The organism is Pseudomonas taiwanensis, from assembly GCF_013393345.1.
GTDB classification, from domain to species: domain Bacteria; phylum Pseudomonadota; class Gammaproteobacteria; order Pseudomonadales; family Pseudomonadaceae; genus Metapseudomonas; species Metapseudomonas resinovorans_C.
This window is the reverse complement of record NZ_QJRF01000074.1, coordinates 169919-186709: the sequence shown is the minus strand read 5'-3', so window position 1 is coordinate 186709 and position 16791 is coordinate 169919. Positions and strand designations below refer to the sequence as shown.

Below are 16791 nucleotides of genomic sequence, written 5' to 3'. Positions count from 1 at the left end.
AAAGGGGCCCGCAGGCCCCTTTGTTTCATCAAGCGTCAGGCGCCGCCTTGGCAGGCTGCTCGTTGTTCTCGTAGATCAACAGAGGCTTGGACGATCCTTCGATGACACTTTCGTCGATGACTACCTTGCTTACATCTGTTTGAGAGGGAATCTCATACATGGTGTCGAGCAGAATGCCTTCGAGGATGGAACGCAGGCCACGGGCACCGGTCTTGCGCTCGAGCGCACGATGGGCAACGGCCTTGAGTGCGTCTGGACGGAACTCGAGGTCCACGCCTTCCATTTCGAACAGCTTGGTGTACTGCTTGGTCAGCGCGTTCTTCGGCTCGGTGAGAATCTGCATCAGAGCAGCTTCGTCCAGCTCATCGAGGGTAGCGATGACTGGCAGACGACCCACGAACTCAGGAATAAGGCCGAACTTCACCAGATCTTCCGGCTCTACTTCGCGGAGCGCTTCACCCACCTTCTTGCCCAGGTCCTTACTGCGAACCTCGGCGTTGAAGCCGATGCCACCTCTGGTGGAACGGTTCTGGATCACTTTCTCCAGGCCGGCAAATGCACCACCGCAGATGAACAGGATGTTGCGAGTATCGACCTGCAGGAACTCCTGCTGCGGATGCTTGCGCCCGCCCTGCGGCGGAACCGAGGCAACGGTGCCCTCGATCAGCTTCAGCAGTGCCTGCTGCACGCCTTCGCCCGAAACATCTCGGGTAATCGACGGGTTATCCGACTTACGGGAAATCTTGTCGATTTCGTCGATATAGACGATACCCATCTGGGCCTTCTCGACGTCGTAGTCGCACTTCTGCAACAGCTTCTGGATGATGTTCTCGACGTCCTCACCCACGTAACCAGCCTCGGTGAGGGTGGTGGCGTCGGCGATGGTGAAGGGAACATTCAGCAGACGAGCCAGAGTTTCAGCCAGCAGGGTCTTGCCCGAACCGGTAGGGCCGATCAGCAGGATGTTGCTCTTGCCCAGTTCGACATCATCTTTCTTGTCACGCTGGTTCAGGCGCTTGTAGTGGTTGTACACCGCTACCGCGAGCACTTTCTTCGCACGTTCCTGGCCAATTACATACTGGTCGAGGATGTTGCGGATTTCCTTGGGCGCGGGCAGCTTGTGCGCACTGCTCTCGGCCTGGGCTTCCTGCACCTCCTCGCGGATGATGTCATTGCACAGGTCGACGCACTCGTCGCAGATAAATACGGAGGGACCGGCAATCAGTTTGCGCACTTCGTGCTGGCTTTTGCCGCAGAAGGAGCAATAAAGCAGTTTGCCGTTGTCCTCGCCGTTGCGGGTGTCAGTCATTCGATCGATCCAATCGGGTAGGCGTGAAACACAAGATGAAGGCAAATGCGGGCATTTTCAACCCCGCGAAACGGCCGGATATTCTCCGGCCGCGGTCCTGCGGATGGGCTTAGCCCGCGATCTGGCGCTTGTTGAGCACCTGGTCGATCAGGCCGTATTTGACTGCTTCGTCGCCACTCATGAAGTTGTCGCGGTCGGTATCGCGGGCGATCACGTCGATTGGCTGGTCACAGTGGTCAGCCAGGATCTTGTTCAGGCGCTCGCGGATAGTCAGGATTTCACGCGCGTGAATCTCGATATCCGACGCCTGGCCCTGGAAGCCGCCCAGCGGCTGGTGAATCATCATCCGCGAATGCGGTAGGCAGTAACGCTTGCCTGCCGCGCCGCCAGCCAGCAACAACGCACCCATGCTGCACGCCTGACCGATACACAGGGTCGAAACGTCGGGCTTGATGAATTGCATGGTGTCGTAGATCGACATGCCGGCGGTAACCGAACCGCCCGGGGAGTTGATGTAGAGCTGGATGTCCTTGTCGGGGTTCTCGGCCTCGAGGAACAGCAGCTGCGCCACCACCAGGTTTGCCATGTAGTCTTCGACCGGGCCCACCAGGAAGATCACGCGCTCCTTCAACAGGCGCGAATAGATGTCGTAAGCGCGCTCGCCACGGGCGGACTGCTCGATGACCATCGGCACCAGGCCACCAGCGGCTTGGATGTCAGGCATTTGCTGCATAAAAGAATTGCGGGACATGTCCGGCGATCACTCCCTAATTGAATAGTCATGTCTTAAAGACGCATAAGCCAGCTCGGAGGCTGGCTTATGGTGTACTCGAAGGAGGCGGAACAATCAGTCGGCTTGCGGAGCTTCTGCCGGCTTGACTGCCTCTTCGTAGGAAACCGACTTATCGGTTACGTTGGCCTTCTGCAGGACAGTATCTACAACTTGTTCTTCCAGCACAACAGAACGAACTTCGTTCAGTTGCTGGTCGTTCTTGTAGTACCAGGCCACGACTTGTTCCGGCTCCTGGTAAGCGGAAGCCATCTCTTCGATCAGCTCACGCACGCGGGCTTCGTCAGGCTTCAGCTCGAACTGCTTGACCACTTCAGCGACGATCAGGCCCAGCACGACACGGCGCTTGGCTTGCTCTTCGAACAGCTCGGCCGGCAGTTGCTCGGGGTTGATGTTGCCGCCGAACTGCTGGACAGCCTGAACGCGCAGACGGTTGACTTCGTTACCGATCAGAGCCTTCGGCACTTCAACCGGGTTGGCAGCCAGCAGGCCGTCCATTACCTGGTTCTTCACCTTGGACTTGGTGGCCTGACGCAGCTCACGCTCCATGTTCTTGCGAACTTCGGTGCGGAAGCCTTCCAGACCGCCTTCCTTGATGCCGAACAGGGAGAAGAACTCGTCGTTCAGCTCAGGCAGTTGCGGAGCGGAAACGCTGTTGACGGTCACGGTGAATTCGGCAGTCTTGCCGGCCAGATCCAGGTTCTGGTAGTCAGCCGGGAAAGTCGGGTTGATCACGCGCTCTTCGCCAGCCTTGACGCCTACCAGAGCCTCTTCGAAGCCCGGAATCATGCGGCCGGAGCCCAGCACCAGCGGGGTGCCTTTGGCGGTACCGCCAGCGAAGGCTTCGCCATCGATCTTGCCGACGAAGTCGATGTTCAGCTGGTCGCCATTCTCGGCAGCGCGCTCAACAGCTTCGAAACGGGTGTTCTGCTTGCGCAGGATGTCCAGCATGTTGTCGACGTCAGCGTCGCCAACTTCTGCCTGCAGGCGCTCGATGGCGATGCCTTCGAAGCCGGAAACCTGGAACTCGGGGAATACTTCGAAGGTAGCGATGTATTCCAGATCCTTGCCCTTCTCGAACACTTTCGGCTCGACGGCCGGAGCACCAGCCGGGTTCAGCTTCTGCTCGACAACAGCTTCATAGAAGGAGGACTGGATCAGATCGCCCAGTACTTCCTGACGAGCGGAATCTTCGAAACGCTGGCGAATGACGCTCATCGGCACTTTGCCCGGGCGGAAGCCGGCAACTTTGGCGCGGCGGGCAGTCTGCTGCAGGCGCTTGGTCACTTCGTCCTCGACGCGCTCGGCCGGCACGCCGATGGTCATGCGGCGCTCAAGAGCGGAGGTGCTTTCTACAGAAACTTGCATGGATATTCCTCGTTGCACAGACATTAGCCGGCCGTTCCGGCCCCAGAATCAAGGGCATGCATTCTAGTGGGTCGATTTGCAGAAGTCACCCAGCAGAAACAGCCGGCAAAAGGAAGGGATAGAAGAAACGGAAATCAGCAGCCTTGAGTGGCAGGCATCGACCCGATTCCCTCACTGCGAAAGGCACGCCCACGACAGGCTGAGCCGGAAATGAAAACGCCAGGCATTAAGCCTGGCGCTTTCACGAATATGGGGTGGACGATGGGAATCGAACCCACGACACCAGGAGCCACAATCCTGTGCTCTACCAACTGAGCTACGCCCACCATATTACGCATTTGCCGACTTGCATCGGCAGTGGCGACCTCTGGTCACCACTCTACAACCTGAATCGCCAAGAACCGCGGGCATCCACCATTCAATACGACTCGAACATCATGGTGCGGACGGAGAGACTCGAACTCTCACGCCTTGCGGCGCTGGAACCTAAATCCAGTGTGTCTACCAATTCCACCACGCCCGCGAGAGGCAACGCTTAAAACAAAATCGCCAGGCTCGTGGCCTGGCGACTTCTCGAATATGGGGTGGACGATGGGAATCGAACCCACGACACCAGGAGCCACAATCCTGTGCTCTACCAACTGAGCTACGCCCACCATATTACGCATTGCTTGTGCCAAATGTGCCTAGTGGCACGCCCGGCAGGACTCGAACCTGCGACCATCCGCTTAGAAGGCGGATGCTCTATCCAGCTGAGCTACGGGCGCTTATATCTGCGAGCAGACTATAAAGCTTTGGCCTGAACTGAATCACCTGGATCCAGCCTTGCCATCTTACCCAGCGACAGGCTGTGCTCGACAAGCGGGGCGCATGTTATAGCCAGCCCCACCCTCCGTCAACAGGAAAATTGAAAAAAATCAGAAAGATAAAGGGCTTACGGGAAAATGCTGACCAGCCGCCTTTGCCCGCCCGCCCCTCCATGCGAGAATACGCGCCCTTTTTAGGCCTTCCCGATGGTTAATCTAGCGTCATGACCGCACAACTGATCGACGGCAAAACGATCGCCGCCCGCCTCCGCCAGCAGATAGCCCAACGTGTCGCCGAGCGTCGCCAGCAGGAACTTCGCGTCCCCGGCCTCGCCGTGATTCTGGTCGGCAGCGATCCCGCCTCCCAGGTCTACGTCGCACACAAGCGCAAGGACTGCGAGGAAGTCGGCTTTCTTTCCGAAGCGCATGACCTGCCCGCCAGCACCAGTCAGGCCGAGCTCCTGGCGCTGATCGACCGCCTCAATGAAGACCCGGCCATCGACGGTATCCTGGTCCAGCTGCCGCTGCCGGAGCATCTTGATGCGTCGCAACTACTGGAGCGCATCCACCCCGACAAGGACGTGGACGGCTTCCATCCCTATAACGTCGGCCGCCTCGCCCAACGCATTCCCCTGCTCCGCCCCTGCACCCCCAAGGGCATCATGACCCTGCTGGAGAGCACCGGCGCGAACCTCTATGGCATGAACGCCGTTATCGTAGGGGCTTCCAACATCGTCGGCCGCCCCATGGCCCTCGAACTGCTGCTGGCCGGCTGCACCGTGACCGTCACCCACCGATTCACCAAGGATCTGGCTGGCCACGTGGCCAACGCGGACCTCGTAGTCGTGGCCGCCGGCAAGCCTGGGCTGGTCAAGGGCGAATGGATCAAGCCCGGCGCCATCGTCATCGACGTCGGCATCAACCGCCAGGACGACGGCAAGCTGGTGGGCGACGTGGAGTATGACGTGGCCGCACAACGCGCCAGCTGGATCACTCCGGTTCCGGGCGGCGTCGGCCCCATGACGCGCGCCTGCCTGCTGGAAAACACGCTGTACGCCGCAGAGGCACTCCACGCCTGAGACACAGACATGAAAAAGGCCGCGAAATGCGGCCTTTTTTATTTGGGCAACCCGGCTTAGTCAGCCAGGCGCCAGGTAGTGCCACCCTTGCCGTCTTCCAGCACCACGCCCATGGCGGTCAGCTGATCACGGATGCGGTCGGATTCAGCCCAGTTCTTTTCCGAACGCGCTTGCAGCCGCGCCTGAATCAGCGCCTCGACTTCCGCGGCATCGACCTTGCCCTCGGCGCCCGCGCGCAAGAACGCATCCGGCTCCAACTGAAGCACGCCGAGCAGGCCGGCCAGCTCCTTGAGCCGCGCAGCCAGTGCAGCGGCAGCCTGAAGGTCGCTATCGCGCAGTCGATTGACCTCACGCACCATTTCGAAGAGAACAGCACAGGCTTCCGGACTGTTGAAGTCGTCATCCATAGCTGCCGCGAAGCGCTCGACGAAGGCATCACCACCGGCCGGCGCGACGTCAGGCAGCCCCTTGAGGGCGTGATAGAAGCGCTCCAGGGCGCCCTTCGCTTCCTTGAGGCTCTCTTCGGAATAGTTGATCGGGCTGCGGTAGTGGCTGGACACCAGCAGATAACGCACCACCTCAGGGTGATACTTCTCCAGCACCTCACGGATGGTGAAGAAGTTGCCCAACGACTTGGACATCTTCTCGCCATCCACGCGCACCGCCCCGGCATGCATCCAGGACTTGGCGTAGAGCTTGCCGGTGGCCGCCTCGCTCTGCGCGATCTCGTTCTCGTGGTGCGGGAACACCAGGTCCGGACCGCCGCCATGAATGTCGAACGTCTCGCCCAGGCAGCAGGTGGACATCACCGAGCACTCGATATGCCAGCCTGGACGACCTGCACCCCAGGGCGAATCCCAGCTCGGCTCGCCCGGCTTGGCGCCTTTCCAGAGCACGAAGTCCAGTGGGTCTTCCTTGATTTCGTCCACTTCGATGCGGGCACCGATCTTCAGCTCGTCGATCTTGCGGCGGGACAGCTTGCCGTAGCCTTCGAACTTGCCGACGCGGTAGTACACATCACCATTGCCCGGTGCGTATGCGAACCCCTTGTCGATGAGGGTCTGGATCATCTGGTGCATACCGGCGATGTGACCGGTGGCACGCGGCTCGATATCCGGACGCAGCACGGAGAGGCGCGCCTCATCCTCATGCATTGCCGCAATCATGCGATCCACCAGCGCCTCGAACGGCTCGCCGTTCTCATTGGCGCGACGGATGATCTTGTCGTCGATGTCAGTGATGTTGCGCACGTACGTCAGGTCGTAGCCGCGATGACGCAGCCAGCGCGCCACCACGTCGAATGCCACCATCACGCGAGCATGACCGATGTGGCAGAAGTCATAGACCGTCATGCCGCAGACATACATGCGCACCTGGTTGCCGACCAGCGGCTGCAGCGGCTCCTTGGTCTTGCTGAGGGTGTTGTAGATCGACAGCGCCATCATTGCCCCCAGGAATCGCGCAGGGTCACGGTGCGGTTGAAGACCGGCTTACCGGGCTGGGTCTCTTTCAGGTCGGCAACGAAGTAACCTTCGCGCTCGAACTGGAAGCGATCTTCCGGCTGGGCCTGAGCCAGCGAAGGCTCGGCACGGCAACCACTGAGCACCTGCAGGGAATCCGGGTTGATGTTGTCGAGGAAGGTACCGCCCTCCTCCGACTTCTCCGGGTTCGCCGAACGGAACAGGCGGTCATACAGACGCACTTCGCACTCCACGCTGCCTTCGGCCGGCACCCAATGGATCACGCCCTTGACCTTGCGGCCTTCGGGGTTCTTGCCCAGGGTTTCCGGATCATAGGAGCAGCGCAGCTCGACGATGTTGCCATCGGCATCCTTGACGGCCTCGTCGGCGCGGATCACGTAACTGCCACGCAATCGCACCTCACCACCCGGAATCAGGCGCTTGTAGCCGGCCGGCGGGACTTCTTCGAAGTCGCCGGCATCGATGAACAGCTCGCGACCGAACGGCAGGACCCGCACGCCCATGTCTTCCTTCGGATGGCGCGGCAGCTCGAGGTTCTCGACCTGGCCTTCCGGGTAGTTGGTGATGACCACTTTCAGAGGCTTCAGCACGCACATGGCACGCGGTGCGGTGGCGTCCAGATGGTCGCGGATGCTGAATTCCAGCATGCCGATATCAACCACGCCGCTGGCACGGTTCACACCGATCATTTCGCAGAAGTTGCGGATCGACTCCGGGGTATAGCCGCGGCGGCGATAACCGGACAGGGTCGACATGCGCGGATCGTCCCAGCCGTGAACATGGCCTTCATCCACCAACTGCTTCAGCTTGCGCTTGCTGGTGATGGTGTAGTTCAGGTTCAGGCGCGAGAACTCGTACTGGCGCGGCTGGGCCGGAACCGAGAGGTTTTCCAAGAACCACTCGTAAAGCGGGCGATGATCCTCGAACTCCAGGGTGCAAATGGAGTGAGTGATGCCCTCGATGGCATCCGATTGACCATGGGTGAAGTCATAGCTCGGGTAGATGCACCACTTGTCACCGGTCTGGTGGTGATGGGCATGGCGGATGCGATAGAGGATCGGATCGCGCAAGTTCATGTTCGGCGAAGTCATGTCGATCTTCGCGCGCAGGGAACGGGCGCCGTCCGGGAATTCACCGGCCTTCATACGCGCGAACAGGTCCAGGTTTTCGTCCACGGAGCGGTCGCGGAACGGGCTGTTCTTGCCCGGCTCGGTCAGGCTGCCGCGGTACTCGCGGGCCGCTTCCGGCGACAGGTCGCAGACGAAGGCCTTGCCGGCCTTGATCAGCTCGATGGCCCAGTCGTGCAACTGGTCGAAATAGCTCGATGCGTAGCGCTCCTCACCGGCCCACTGGAAGCCCAGCCACTTCACGTCGCTCTCGATGGCGTCGATGTATTCCTGGTCTTCCTTCGCCGGGTTGGTGTCGTCGAAGCGCAGATGGCAATCACCGCCGAATTCCTTGGCCAGGCCGAAGTTCAGGCAGATCGACTTGGCATGACCAATGTGCAGGTAGCCATTGGGCTCCGGCGGGAAGCGGGTGACGATCTTGGTGTGCTTGCCGGCGTCCAGATCCGCCTGAACGATCTGGCGCAGGAAGTTGGAAGCGGCGGGAGTCTCTGGCTTGCTCATGGGGTCCTTACATCTAGCTGGTGCACGGCTCAGGGTAGGCCGGCCAAATCAAAGCGCTTATCATAGCCGAAGCTGTCAATCCCCTGACAGGCCTTGGATTTCTCGATAGAGCGAATAGCCAAATGATCAAGCTGCACACCAACCACGGCGTCATCACCCTGCAACTCTTCGAAGACAAAGCCCCGGAAACCGTGGCCAACTTCAAGGAGTATGTGAAATCCGGCCATTACGACGGCACCGTCTTCCACCGTGTAATCGGCAACTTCATGATCCAGGGCGGCGGTTTCGAGCCGGGCATGAAGCAGAAATCCACCCGCGCGCCCATCAAGAACGAGGCCAACAACGGCCTGTCCAACAAGGTCGGCACCGTCGCCATGGCCCGCACCATGGAGCCTCACTCGGCCTCTGCGCAGTTCTTCATCAACGTTGCCGACAACACCTTCCTCAACCACAGCGCGCCGACCGTACAGGGCTGGGGCTATGCCGTGTTCGGTGAAGTGGTAGAAGGCATGGACGTGGTCAACAAGATCAAGGGCGTCGCCACGACCATGAAAGCTGGCCACCAGGACGTCCCGGTCGATGACGTAATCATCGAGAAGGCCGAGATCGCCGAGTGATATTGCTGATCTCCGATCTGCATCTCGAAGAGGAACGCCCGGACATTACCCGGGCGTTTCTTCATTTCCTGCAGACCCGAGCGCCGCAGGCCGAAGCCCTCTACATCCTCGGAGACTTCTTCGAAGCCTGGATCGGTGACGACGCGATGACCCCCTTCCAGCGTTCGATTGCCCAAGCCCTGCGCAAGCTCGCCGATAGCGGTACCCGTATCTTCCTCATGCATGGCAACCGTGACTTCATGATCGGCGGGGGCTTCTGCCGCGAAGCCGGCTGCACCCTGCTGAAGGACCCGAGCCTGGTGCAGATGAACGGCGAGGCGGTGCTGCTGATGCACGGCGACAGCCTGTGCACCCAGGATGAGGCGTATATGCGGCTGCGCAGGTGGCTGCGTAACCCGGTGAGCCTGTTCATCCTGCGCAACCTGCCACTGGCGACGCGCCACAAGCTCGCGCGCAAGCTGCGCAAGGAAAGCCGTATGCAGACGCGGCAGAAAGCCGTGGAAATCACCGACGTCACCCCGGAAGAAATTCCACGCATGCTCCGCCAGTTCGGTGCAAGGACCCTGATCCACGGGCACACCCATCGCCCCGGCACTCACGAACTGGAACTGGACGGTCATCCCGCCCGGCGCATCGTCCTCGGCGACTGGGACCGACAAGGCTGGGCGCTTCAGGTTGACGAGCGGGGTTTCCAACAGGCCCCGTTCAACCTGGATTGACTCCCCGCACCCAACGAAAAAGCGCCCCTCGGGGCGCTTTTTCCATTCATCAGGCGGGCACGCCGCTGTGGAAGCGGAATTCCTCGTCGGGCGACTCGATCAGCTCCTGCTCGGCCACCCGGACTTTCTCGATGCAGTAGTCCACATCCCGCGCCTCGCCGTACTGATAGGCCAGCTTCAGGTAGCCCTGATAGTGGCGGGCCTCGCTTTTCAGCAATCCGCCATAGAACTTCGCCAGATCTTCATCCAGATGCGGCACCAGTGCCTCGAAACGCTCGCACGAGCGCGCCTCGATGTACGCCCCCACCACCAGCGTATCCACTAGCTTCTGCGGCTCATGGGCGCGCACGAACTTGCGCAGGCCAGACGCGTAGCGCGATGCCGAGACGGGTTTCAGGTCGATCTTGCGGCGCTTCATGATGCGCAGCACCTGCTCGTGATGCACCAACTCCTCACGAGCCAGACGGGACATGAAATTGATCAGGTCCAGTCGGGTCGAGTACTTGGCCATTAACGCCATGGCTGTGGACGCCGCCTTGTACTCGTTGTTCTTGTGGTCGATCAGCAGGGTTTCCTGATCGGCCAATGCCGCCGCCACCCAGGCATCGGGGGTACGACAAGCAAGGAAGTCATGGATCTCGGGCAGGTTCACAAGCGGTTCTCATCATGCTGGGGGCCACGCTGGCCGGGCTCCCGAAGGCGGAGCATTATACGAATGCAGGAAGCGACGACCAGCCTGGGCCGCTTGATATATGTCAAGAACACCAAAGCGAAATCGGGACTACATTTGTTTTGGCTATAAGCCATCGACAGGGAGATGAGGACCATGCAAGCCATTCGCAGCATTCTGGTGGTATTGGAGCCGGACCGGCCGGAGGGCCTCGCCCTGAAACGGGCAAAACTGATCGCCGGAGTGACCCAGTCGCACCTGCACCTGCTGATCTGCGACCGCAAGGGCGACCATGCCGACTATCTCAGCGATCTGGCTGAATCGCTCAAGGCTGAAGGCTATAGCGCCAGCACCCAGCAAAGCTGGCTGGAGAACCAGCACCAGACCATCATCGCTGCGCAACAGGCCGAAGGTTGCGGCCTGGTCATCAAGCAGCACGTTCCCGACAACCCGCTGAAGAAAGCCCTGCTCACACCGGACGATTGGAAGCTCCTGCGCTTCTGTCCCGGGCCCGTACTGATGGTCAAGACCGACAGGCCCTGGACCGGGGGCAACATCCTGGCGGCGGTGGACGTCGGCAACAGCGACGGTGAGCACCGTACCCTGCACGCCACCATCGTCAGCCACGGCTACGATATCGCCAGCCTGGCCCACGGCACCCTGCACGTGATCAGTGCCCACCCGTCGCCCATGCTCTCGGCGGCGGACCCCACCTTCCAGCTCAAGGAAACCATCGAGGCCCGCTACCGCGACGAATGCCGAGCCTTCCAGGCTGAATATGATGTCAGCGACGAACGGCTGCATATCGAAGAAGGGCCGGCTGACGTACTGATCCCCCACGTCGCCCACAAGCTCGGAGCCGCCGTCACCGTGATAGGTACCGTCGCACGTTCAGGCCTGTCCGGTGCGCTGATCGGCAATACGGCCGAGGTGGTGCTGGATACCCTGGAAAGCGACGTTCTGGTCCTCAAACCCGATGCGATCATCGCCCACCTGGAGGAACTGGTCGCCCAGCGCTGATCCCCGTCCATGAAAAAAGCCGCCAGATGGCGGCTTTTTCTTGGTTTCAGACGCGACTCTCGACGCCCTCCCGCAGGAAGCGCGGAGCGATGTAGCGTTCGTAGTGAGCCTCGGACAGCAGGAAGAATTCCCGATCAATGGCTTCCCGCAACTCCGGGAGTGCCCAGCCGCGAAATTCCGGGAGGAGCGAGATGCCATAGGCATCCAGACGATTGATCATTCGCGAGGCCCGCGCGATCAATTGGTAGGCCCAGCAGTATGGGGACTGTTCAGGCACGAAACGCACCTGGCGCTGCTCCAGTTGGTGCCGCAGGCGTTGCGGATCGAACACCTCCAGCTTGGCCTCCATCACCTGCACCAGCAGGATTTCCAGGCGTCTCCAGACCGCGCGCTTCTCCTCCTCGTTATAGAGGTTCCAGTTCACCACCTCATGATGGAAACGCTTGCAGCCCCGGCACACGTGATCGCCATAGACGGTTGAACAGAGGCCGACGCAAGGCGTCTTGATGCGCTGGTTGGACATGTGGAGGCGAATTCGGCAGGTAAAACAGGCCGGCCATCTTAGCCCTTTGTCTAATCAGGGTCACCCTCAGGGAAATAGGGATTCCGTCTTAACTTTGTCGAGCCTTTCCTTTAGAATCGGCCCGCCATTTTAGGCGCCGATATCCGTTGGAAGCTGTTTTCAAAGCGTCACGAGCACAGTCGATCCGGCAGGAAATAATGGCGCTGGGCATCCCGCCCGGGATGTCCGCCGCCAGCCCTCATCAGGCCTTCCTTCCGGCGTAAAACTTTGAAAACAGCTTCTCGATGGAGGCCGCCGAAACCTTGGCCAGACAGCCCAAAAAGCTGTGCGGCGCATGCGTTCGGCGGATTCCTGGATGAGCGCCCTGGACGATTCCAGGGCCACTGATGAGGGTAAAACTGTGCTTGAAGCCTATCGCAAACACGTAGAAGAGCGTGCCGCCCAAGGGGTCGTACCCCAGCCGCTGAACGCCGAACAAACTGCAGGCCTGGTCGAGCTGCTGAAGAATCCCCCGGCTGGCGAAGAGGCCGTTCTCCTCGACCTGATCACCAATCGTGTTCCGCCGGGTGTGGATGAAGCTGCCTACGTCAAAGCAGGTTTCCTCTCCGCTATCGCCAAGGGCGAAGCCACTTCCCCGCTGATCGACAAGGCTCGCGCCACCGAACTGCTGGGCACCATGCAGGGCGGCTACAACATCGCCACTCTGGTCGAGCTGCTGGACGATGCCGCACTGGCCACCGTCGCCGCTGAGCAACTGAAGCACACCCTGCTGATGTTCGACGCCTTCCACGACGTCGCCGAGCGCGCCAAGAAGGGCAACGCTTCCGCACAAGCCGTGCTGAAGTCCTGGGCCGAAGGTGAGTGGTTCACCGCCCGTCCGGCCATCGCCGACAAGTACACCCTGACCGTGTTCAAGGTGCCCGGCGAAACCAACACCGACGACCTGTCCCCTGCCCCTGACGCCTGGTCGCGCCCGGACATCCCGCTGCACGCCCTGGCCATGCTGAAGATGGCTCGCGACGGTATCGAACCCGAGCAGCCTGGCTCGATCGGCCCGCTCAAGCAGATCGAAGCCGTGAAGGCCAAAGGCTTCCCGGTTGCCTACGTCGGTGACGTGGTGGGTACCGGTTCTTCCCGCAAGTCCGCCACCAACTCGGTGCTGTGGTTCTTCGGCGACGACATTCCGTACGTACCGAACAAGCGCGCTGGTGGCTTCTGCTTCGGCACCAAGATCGCCCCGATCTTCTACAACACCATGGAAGACGCCGGCGCTCTGCCGATCGAATTCGACTGCACCAACCTGGCCATGGGCGACGTCATCGACGTGTACCCCTATGAAGGCAAGGTCGTTCGCCACGACAGCGGCGAAGTCGTCACCAACTTCGAACTGAAGACCCCGGTCCTGCTGGACGAAGTCCGCGCCGGCGGCCGTATTCCGCTGATCATCGGCCGCGGCCTGACCGAGAAGGCCCGCGCCGAGCTGGGTCTGGGTGCTTCCGACCTGTTCAAGAAGCCGGAATCCCCGGCCGACAGCGGCAAGGGCTTCACCCTGGCCCAGAAGATGGTTGGCCGCGCCTGCGGTCTGGCCGAAGGCCAAGGCGTCCGTCCGGGCACCTACTGCGAGCCGAAGATGACCACCGTCGGTTCCCAGGACACCACTGGCCCGATGACCCGCGACGAGCTGAAAGACCTCGCCTGCCTCGGCTTCTCCGCCGACCTGGTGATGCAGTCCTTCTGCCACACCGCTGCCTATCCGAAGCCCATCGACGTCAACACCCACCACACCCTGCCGGACTTCATCAAGACCCGCGGCGGCGTGTCCCTGCGTCCGGGCGACGGCATCATCCACAGCTGGCTGAACCGCATGCTGCTGCCTGACACCGTCGGCACCGGTGGCGACTCCCACACCCGCTTCCCGATCGGCATCTCCTTCCCGGCCGGTTCCGGCCTGGTAGCCTTCGCTGCCGCCACTGGCGTAATGCCGCTGGACATGCCGGAATCCGTTCTGGTGCGCTTCAAGGGCAAGATGCAGCCCGGTATCACCCTGCGTGACCTGGTGCATGCCATCCCCTACTACGCCATCCAGGCTGGCCTGCTCACCGTCGAGAAGAAGGGCAAGAAGAACATCTTCTCCGGCCGCATCCTCGAGATCGAAGGCCTGAACGACCTGACCGTCGAGCAAGCCTTCGAGCTGTCCGACGCCTCGGCGGAGCGTTCCGCTGCTGGTTGCACCATCAAGCTGCCGGAAAATGCAATCGCCGAATACCTGAAGTCCAACATCACCCTGCTGCGCTGGATGATCGGTGAAGGCTACGGCGACGCCCGTACCCTGGAGCGCCGCGCCCAGGCGATGGAAGCCTGGCTGGCCAAGCCGCAACTGCTGGAAGCCGACAAGGACGCCGAATACGCCGCCGTCATCGAAATCGACCTGGCCGAAGTGAAAGAGCCTGTGCTCTGCGCACCGAACGACCCGGACGATGCCCGCCTACTGTCCACCGTGGCCGGCGACAAGATCGACGAAGTGTTCATCGGCTCCTGCATGACCAACATCGGCCACTTCCGCGCTGCCGGTAAGCTGCTCGACAAGGTCAAGGGCGGCATCCCGACCCGTCTGTGGCTGGCTCCGCCGACCAAGATGGACCAGCACCAGCTGACCGAAGAAGGCTACTACGGCATCTACGGCAAGGCTGGCGCGCGCATGGAAATGCCGGGCTGCTCCCTGTGCATGGGCAACCAGGCCCGCGTACAGACCGGTGCCACCGTGGTCTCCACCTCCACCCGTAACTTCCCGAACCGCCTGGGCGACGCCACTAACGTCTACCTGGCCTCCGCCGAACTGGCGGCCGTTGCCTCCATCATTGGCAAACTGCCGACCGTCGAGGAGTACATGGAATACGCGAAGAACATCGACAGCATGGCTGCCGATATCTATCGCTACCTGTCCTTCGACCAGATCGCCGAGTACAAGGAAGCCGCTGCAAACGCCAAGATCCCGGTGGTCCAGGCCTAAGGCCTCATCGATATCTCGGTAATGAGAAAGCCCCGCCTCGTGCGGGGCTTTTTCTTTTCCGGAACCTGCCAACGCCGCTCGCCGTCGGACCGACTTGCAGCCGTCCTGCCAGCAGCTATGTTCCAAATATCAGCCCCACGACGTTGGACGCCGCCATGAAAACCTGGTCCCTGATCCTCATCTGCGCCCTTGGTCTGGCCGGCTGCTCCAGCGAATACCTTATCGCCACGACCGACGGCCAACTCATCGCCACCGACGAGAAACCCGAACTGGATAAAGACACCGGCATGATCGAGTTCGAGGACCACGAAGGTCGCTCCCAGCAGATTCCGCAGAGCCAGGTGAAACAGATCATCGAACGTTGAGGTAGCTCCGACGTACAACCCTGGCCCCGCACTCGCGGGGCTAATTTTTTGCGCCGCTGGCATATCGCTTGCTTGAGCTGCTTCAACGAAGCCCGCTCCAACGACGGAACGAGCTGCTGACGATGGCGTCGATTCCGGCCGGCCCCGGCTGCTCCGGATCGGCGCCATTTTGCTGAAAGGTGGCCACCACAATGACGGACAAGCAAGACACCACGCGCACGGACAACCTCGCCTGGGTCGCAGGCAGCGATGCACCGGAGAAGTGCGTGCTCAACCTGGGCTTCATGCCCCTGACCGACTCGGCATCCCTGATAGTCGCGGCCACCCAGGGCTTCGCGCAGCCCTACGGCCTGACCCTGGACCTGCAGCGCCAATCGTCCTGGGCCACCCTGCGAGACAAGCTGCTCTCCGGCGAGCTGGACGCAGCGCAGGCCCTCTACGGGCAGATCTATGGGATCGAGCTCGGTATTGGCGGCCCCTGCGCCGAGATGGCCATCCTCATGGGGCTCTGCCAGAACGGGCAGGCCATCAACCTCTCCGAACCACTCAAGCGCATCGGCGTGACCAGTTCCGATGCACTGTCCCGTCATGTGCACCAGAGCGGCGCACGCCTGACCTTCGCCCAGACCTTTCCCACTGGCACCCACGCCATGTGGCTGAACTACTGGCTCGCCGCCCAGGGCATCCACCCGCTGCAAGACGTCGATACAGTCGTGGTACCGCCTTCGCAGATGGTGGCCCACCTCAAGGCCGCCCGGATCGACGGTTTCTGTGCGGGCGGCCCCTGGGGCGCGTTGGCGGTCGACCAGGGCCAGGGGTTCACCCTCGCCACCAGCCAGATGATCTGGCCAGACCATCCGGAGAAAGTCCTCGGCGTAACCCGCGAGTTCGCCGAGCAGTACCCCAACACCGCCCGCGCACTGACCATGGCGGTGCTGGAAGCCAGCCGCTTCATCGATGCCAGCCTGGAAAACCGCCGCAGCACGGCCCAACTGATCAGCGGTAGCGACTACGTCGACGTCCCCCTCTCGGCCGTGGAGCCGCGCTTCCTCGGCCATTACCAGGATGGCATCGGCAACGCCTGGGAGGACCAACACCCGCTGCGCTTCCATGCGGACGGCAAGGTGAACATGCCCTACCTCTCCGACGGTATCTGGTTCATGACCCAGTTCCGCCGCTGGGGCCTGCTGCGGAATGACCCGGACTACTTGGCCGTCGCCCAGCGCGTGCAGCGCCTGGACATCTACCGCGAGGCGGCTGAAGCCCTGGGCGTCCCGCTTCCCGGGCTGATGCGAAGCGCCACCCTGATCGACGGTCGCACATGGGACGGCACCGAGCCCGCCGCCTACGCCCGCAGCTTCCCGATCCACTCCCTGGCCGGCACCGCCCGCGCCATTGCCCTGTAG

14 protein-coding genes and 4 tRNA genes are annotated in these 16791 nt (G+C 61.4%); 7 read left to right on the top strand and 11 right to left on the bottom strand.

Annotation, left to right across the window (positions count from 1 at the left end):
• Nucleotides 1-28: 28 nt before the first annotated feature.
• The 7 genes from clpX to DM872_RS26090 form a co-directional block, all read right to left on the bottom strand.
• Nucleotides 29-1309: an ATP-dependent Clp protease ATP-binding subunit ClpX gene (gene clpX / locus DM872_RS26120; protein WP_077523794.1), complete on the bottom strand. Its 1281-nt coding sequence runs from the start codon at nt 1307-1309 to the stop codon at nt 29-31.
• Nucleotides 1310-1418: 109 nt separating this feature from the next.
• Entirely contained in the window at nt 1419-2060 is a 642-nt protein-coding gene (clpP, locus tag DM872_RS26115) for an ATP-dependent Clp endopeptidase proteolytic subunit ClpP (protein ID WP_179062124.1), read from the bottom strand.
• Between the two features lie 96 nt (nt 2061-2156).
• On the bottom strand, nt 2157-3467 hold the full coding sequence (gene tig / locus DM872_RS26110) for a trigger factor (RefSeq protein WP_179062123.1): 1311 nt from the start codon (nt 3465-3467) through the stop codon (nt 2157-2159).
• A 250-nt stretch (nt 3468-3717) separates the two neighbouring features.
• Nucleotides 3718-3793, bottom strand: a tRNA-His gene (locus DM872_RS26105).
• Between the two features lie 112 nt (nt 3794-3905).
• Nucleotides 3906-3990 (bottom strand) — tRNA-Leu (locus DM872_RS26100).
• Between the two features lie 57 nt (nt 3991-4047).
• Nucleotides 4048-4123, bottom strand: a tRNA-His gene (locus tag DM872_RS26095).
• 34 nt (nt 4124-4157) lie between these two features.
• Nucleotides 4158-4234: transfer RNA gene (locus DM872_RS26090), tRNA-Arg, on the bottom strand.
• A 263-nt stretch (nt 4235-4497) separates the two neighbouring features.
• On the opposite strand from DM872_RS26090, the gene folD reads away from it, so the two are divergent.
• Nucleotides 4498-5352, top strand: a complete 855-nt coding sequence (gene folD / locus DM872_RS26085) for a bifunctional methylenetetrahydrofolate dehydrogenase/methenyltetrahydrofolate cyclohydrolase FolD (protein ID WP_179062122.1) — start codon at nt 4498-4500, stop codon at nt 5350-5352.
• A gap of 56 nt (nt 5353-5408) precedes the next feature.
• Here the strand turns inward: folD and cysS are convergent, their stop codons facing one another.
• Nucleotides 5409-6794 (bottom strand): cysteine--tRNA ligase, encoded by a 1386-nt coding sequence (cysS, locus tag DM872_RS26080; RefSeq protein WP_179062121.1) that lies wholly within the window; start codon nt 6792-6794, stop codon nt 5409-5411.
• Complete coding sequence (locus DM872_RS26075) at nt 6794-8461, bottom strand: glutamine--tRNA ligase/YqeY domain fusion protein (protein ID WP_179062120.1); 1668 nt, start codon at nt 8459-8461, stop codon at nt 6794-6796. The genes cysS and DM872_RS26075 overlap by 1 nt, the downstream gene beginning before the upstream one ends.
• A gap of 122 nt (nt 8462-8583) precedes the next feature.
• Here DM872_RS26075 and DM872_RS26070 point away from each other — a divergent pair, with 122 nt between their 5' ends.
• Both DM872_RS26070 and lpxH read left to right on the top strand, forming a co-directional pair.
• Nucleotides 8584-9078 carry a peptidylprolyl isomerase gene (locus DM872_RS26070; RefSeq protein ID WP_179062119.1) on the top strand — a complete coding sequence of 165 codons (495 nt, stop codon included), beginning with the start codon at nt 8584-8586 and terminating at the stop codon, nt 9076-9078.
• Entirely contained in the window at nt 9075-9797 is a 723-nt protein-coding gene (gene lpxH / locus DM872_RS26065; protein WP_179062118.1) for a UDP-2,3-diacylglucosamine diphosphatase, read from the top strand. The genes DM872_RS26070 and lpxH overlap by 4 nt, the downstream gene beginning before the upstream one ends.
• Before the next feature lie 49 nt (nt 9798-9846).
• Here lpxH and DM872_RS26060 read toward each other — a convergent pair whose 3' ends face one another.
• A complete protein-coding gene (locus DM872_RS26060; protein ID WP_179062117.1) occupies nt 9847-10449 on the bottom strand; it encodes a tRNA-(ms[2]io[6]A)-hydroxylase in 603 nt (200 codons plus the stop codon).
• A gap of 174 nt (nt 10450-10623) precedes the next feature.
• Here DM872_RS26060 and DM872_RS26055 point away from each other — a divergent pair, with 174 nt between their 5' ends.
• Nucleotides 10624-11487 (top strand): universal stress protein, encoded by an 864-nt coding sequence (locus DM872_RS26055; protein WP_179062116.1) that lies wholly within the window; start codon nt 10624-10626, stop codon nt 11485-11487.
• Nucleotides 11488-11533: 46 nt separating this feature from the next.
• Here DM872_RS26055 and DM872_RS26050 read toward each other — a convergent pair whose 3' ends face one another.
• A complete protein-coding gene (locus tag DM872_RS26050; protein ID WP_179062115.1) occupies nt 11534-12010 on the bottom strand; it encodes a DUF1289 domain-containing protein in 477 nt (158 codons plus the stop codon).
• Between the two features lie 400 nt (nt 12011-12410).
• On the opposite strand from DM872_RS26050, the gene acnB reads away from it, so the two are divergent.
• The 3 genes from acnB (at nt 12411) to DM872_RS26035 (ending at nt 16791) form a co-directional block, all read left to right on the top strand.
• The gene (gene acnB, locus DM872_RS26045; RefSeq protein WP_179062198.1) at nt 12411-15020 is read left to right on the top strand and encodes a bifunctional aconitate hydratase 2/2-methylisocitrate dehydratase; all 2610 of its coding nucleotides are present in this window, start codon (nt 12411-12413) and stop codon (nt 15018-15020) included.
• A 155-nt stretch (nt 15021-15175) separates the two neighbouring features.
• Nucleotides 15176-15385 carry a YgdI/YgdR family lipoprotein gene (locus DM872_RS26040; protein ID WP_179062114.1) on the top strand — a complete coding sequence of 70 codons (210 nt, stop codon included), beginning with the start codon at nt 15176-15178 and terminating at the stop codon, nt 15383-15385.
• A 191-nt stretch (nt 15386-15576) separates the two neighbouring features.
• Nucleotides 15577-16791, top strand: a complete 1215-nt coding sequence (locus tag DM872_RS26035; RefSeq protein ID WP_179062113.1) for a CmpA/NrtA family ABC transporter substrate-binding protein — start codon at nt 15577-15579, stop codon at nt 16789-16791.

Coding starts and splice junctions, on each gene's coding strand:
- clpX (WP_077523794.1), bottom strand. CDS start 1,309: ATGACTGACACCCGCAACGGCGAGGACAACGGCAAACTGCTTTATTGC.
- clpP (WP_179062124.1), bottom strand. CDS start 2,060: ATGTCCCGCAATTCTTTTATGCAGCAAATGCCTGACATCCAAGCCGCT.
- tig (WP_179062123.1), bottom strand. CDS start 3,467: ATGCAAGTTTCTGTAGAAAGCACCTCCGCTCTTGAGCGCCGCATGACC.
- folD (WP_179062122.1), top strand. CDS start 4,498: ATGACCGCACAACTGATCGACGGCAAAACGATCGCCGCCCGCCTCCGC.
- cysS (WP_179062121.1), bottom strand. CDS start 6,794: ATGGCGCTGTCGATCTACAACACCCTCAGCAAGACCAAGGAGCCGCTG.
- DM872_RS26075 (WP_179062120.1), bottom strand. CDS start 8,461: ATGAGCAAGCCAGAGACTCCCGCCGCTTCCAACTTCCTGCGCCAGATC.
- DM872_RS26070 (WP_179062119.1), top strand. CDS start 8,584: ATGATCAAGCTGCACACCAACCACGGCGTCATCACCCTGCAACTCTTC.
- DM872_RS26055 (WP_179062116.1), top strand. CDS start 10,624: ATGCAAGCCATTCGCAGCATTCTGGTGGTATTGGAGCCGGACCGGCCG.
- DM872_RS26050 (WP_179062115.1), bottom strand. CDS start 12,010: ATGTCCAACCAGCGCATCAAGACGCCTTGCGTCGGCCTCTGTTCAACC.
- DM872_RS26040 (WP_179062114.1), top strand. CDS start 15,176: ATGAAAACCTGGTCCCTGATCCTCATCTGCGCCCTTGGTCTGGCCGGC.
- DM872_RS26035 (WP_179062113.1), top strand. CDS start 15,577: ATGACGGACAAGCAAGACACCACGCGCACGGACAACCTCGCCTGGGTC.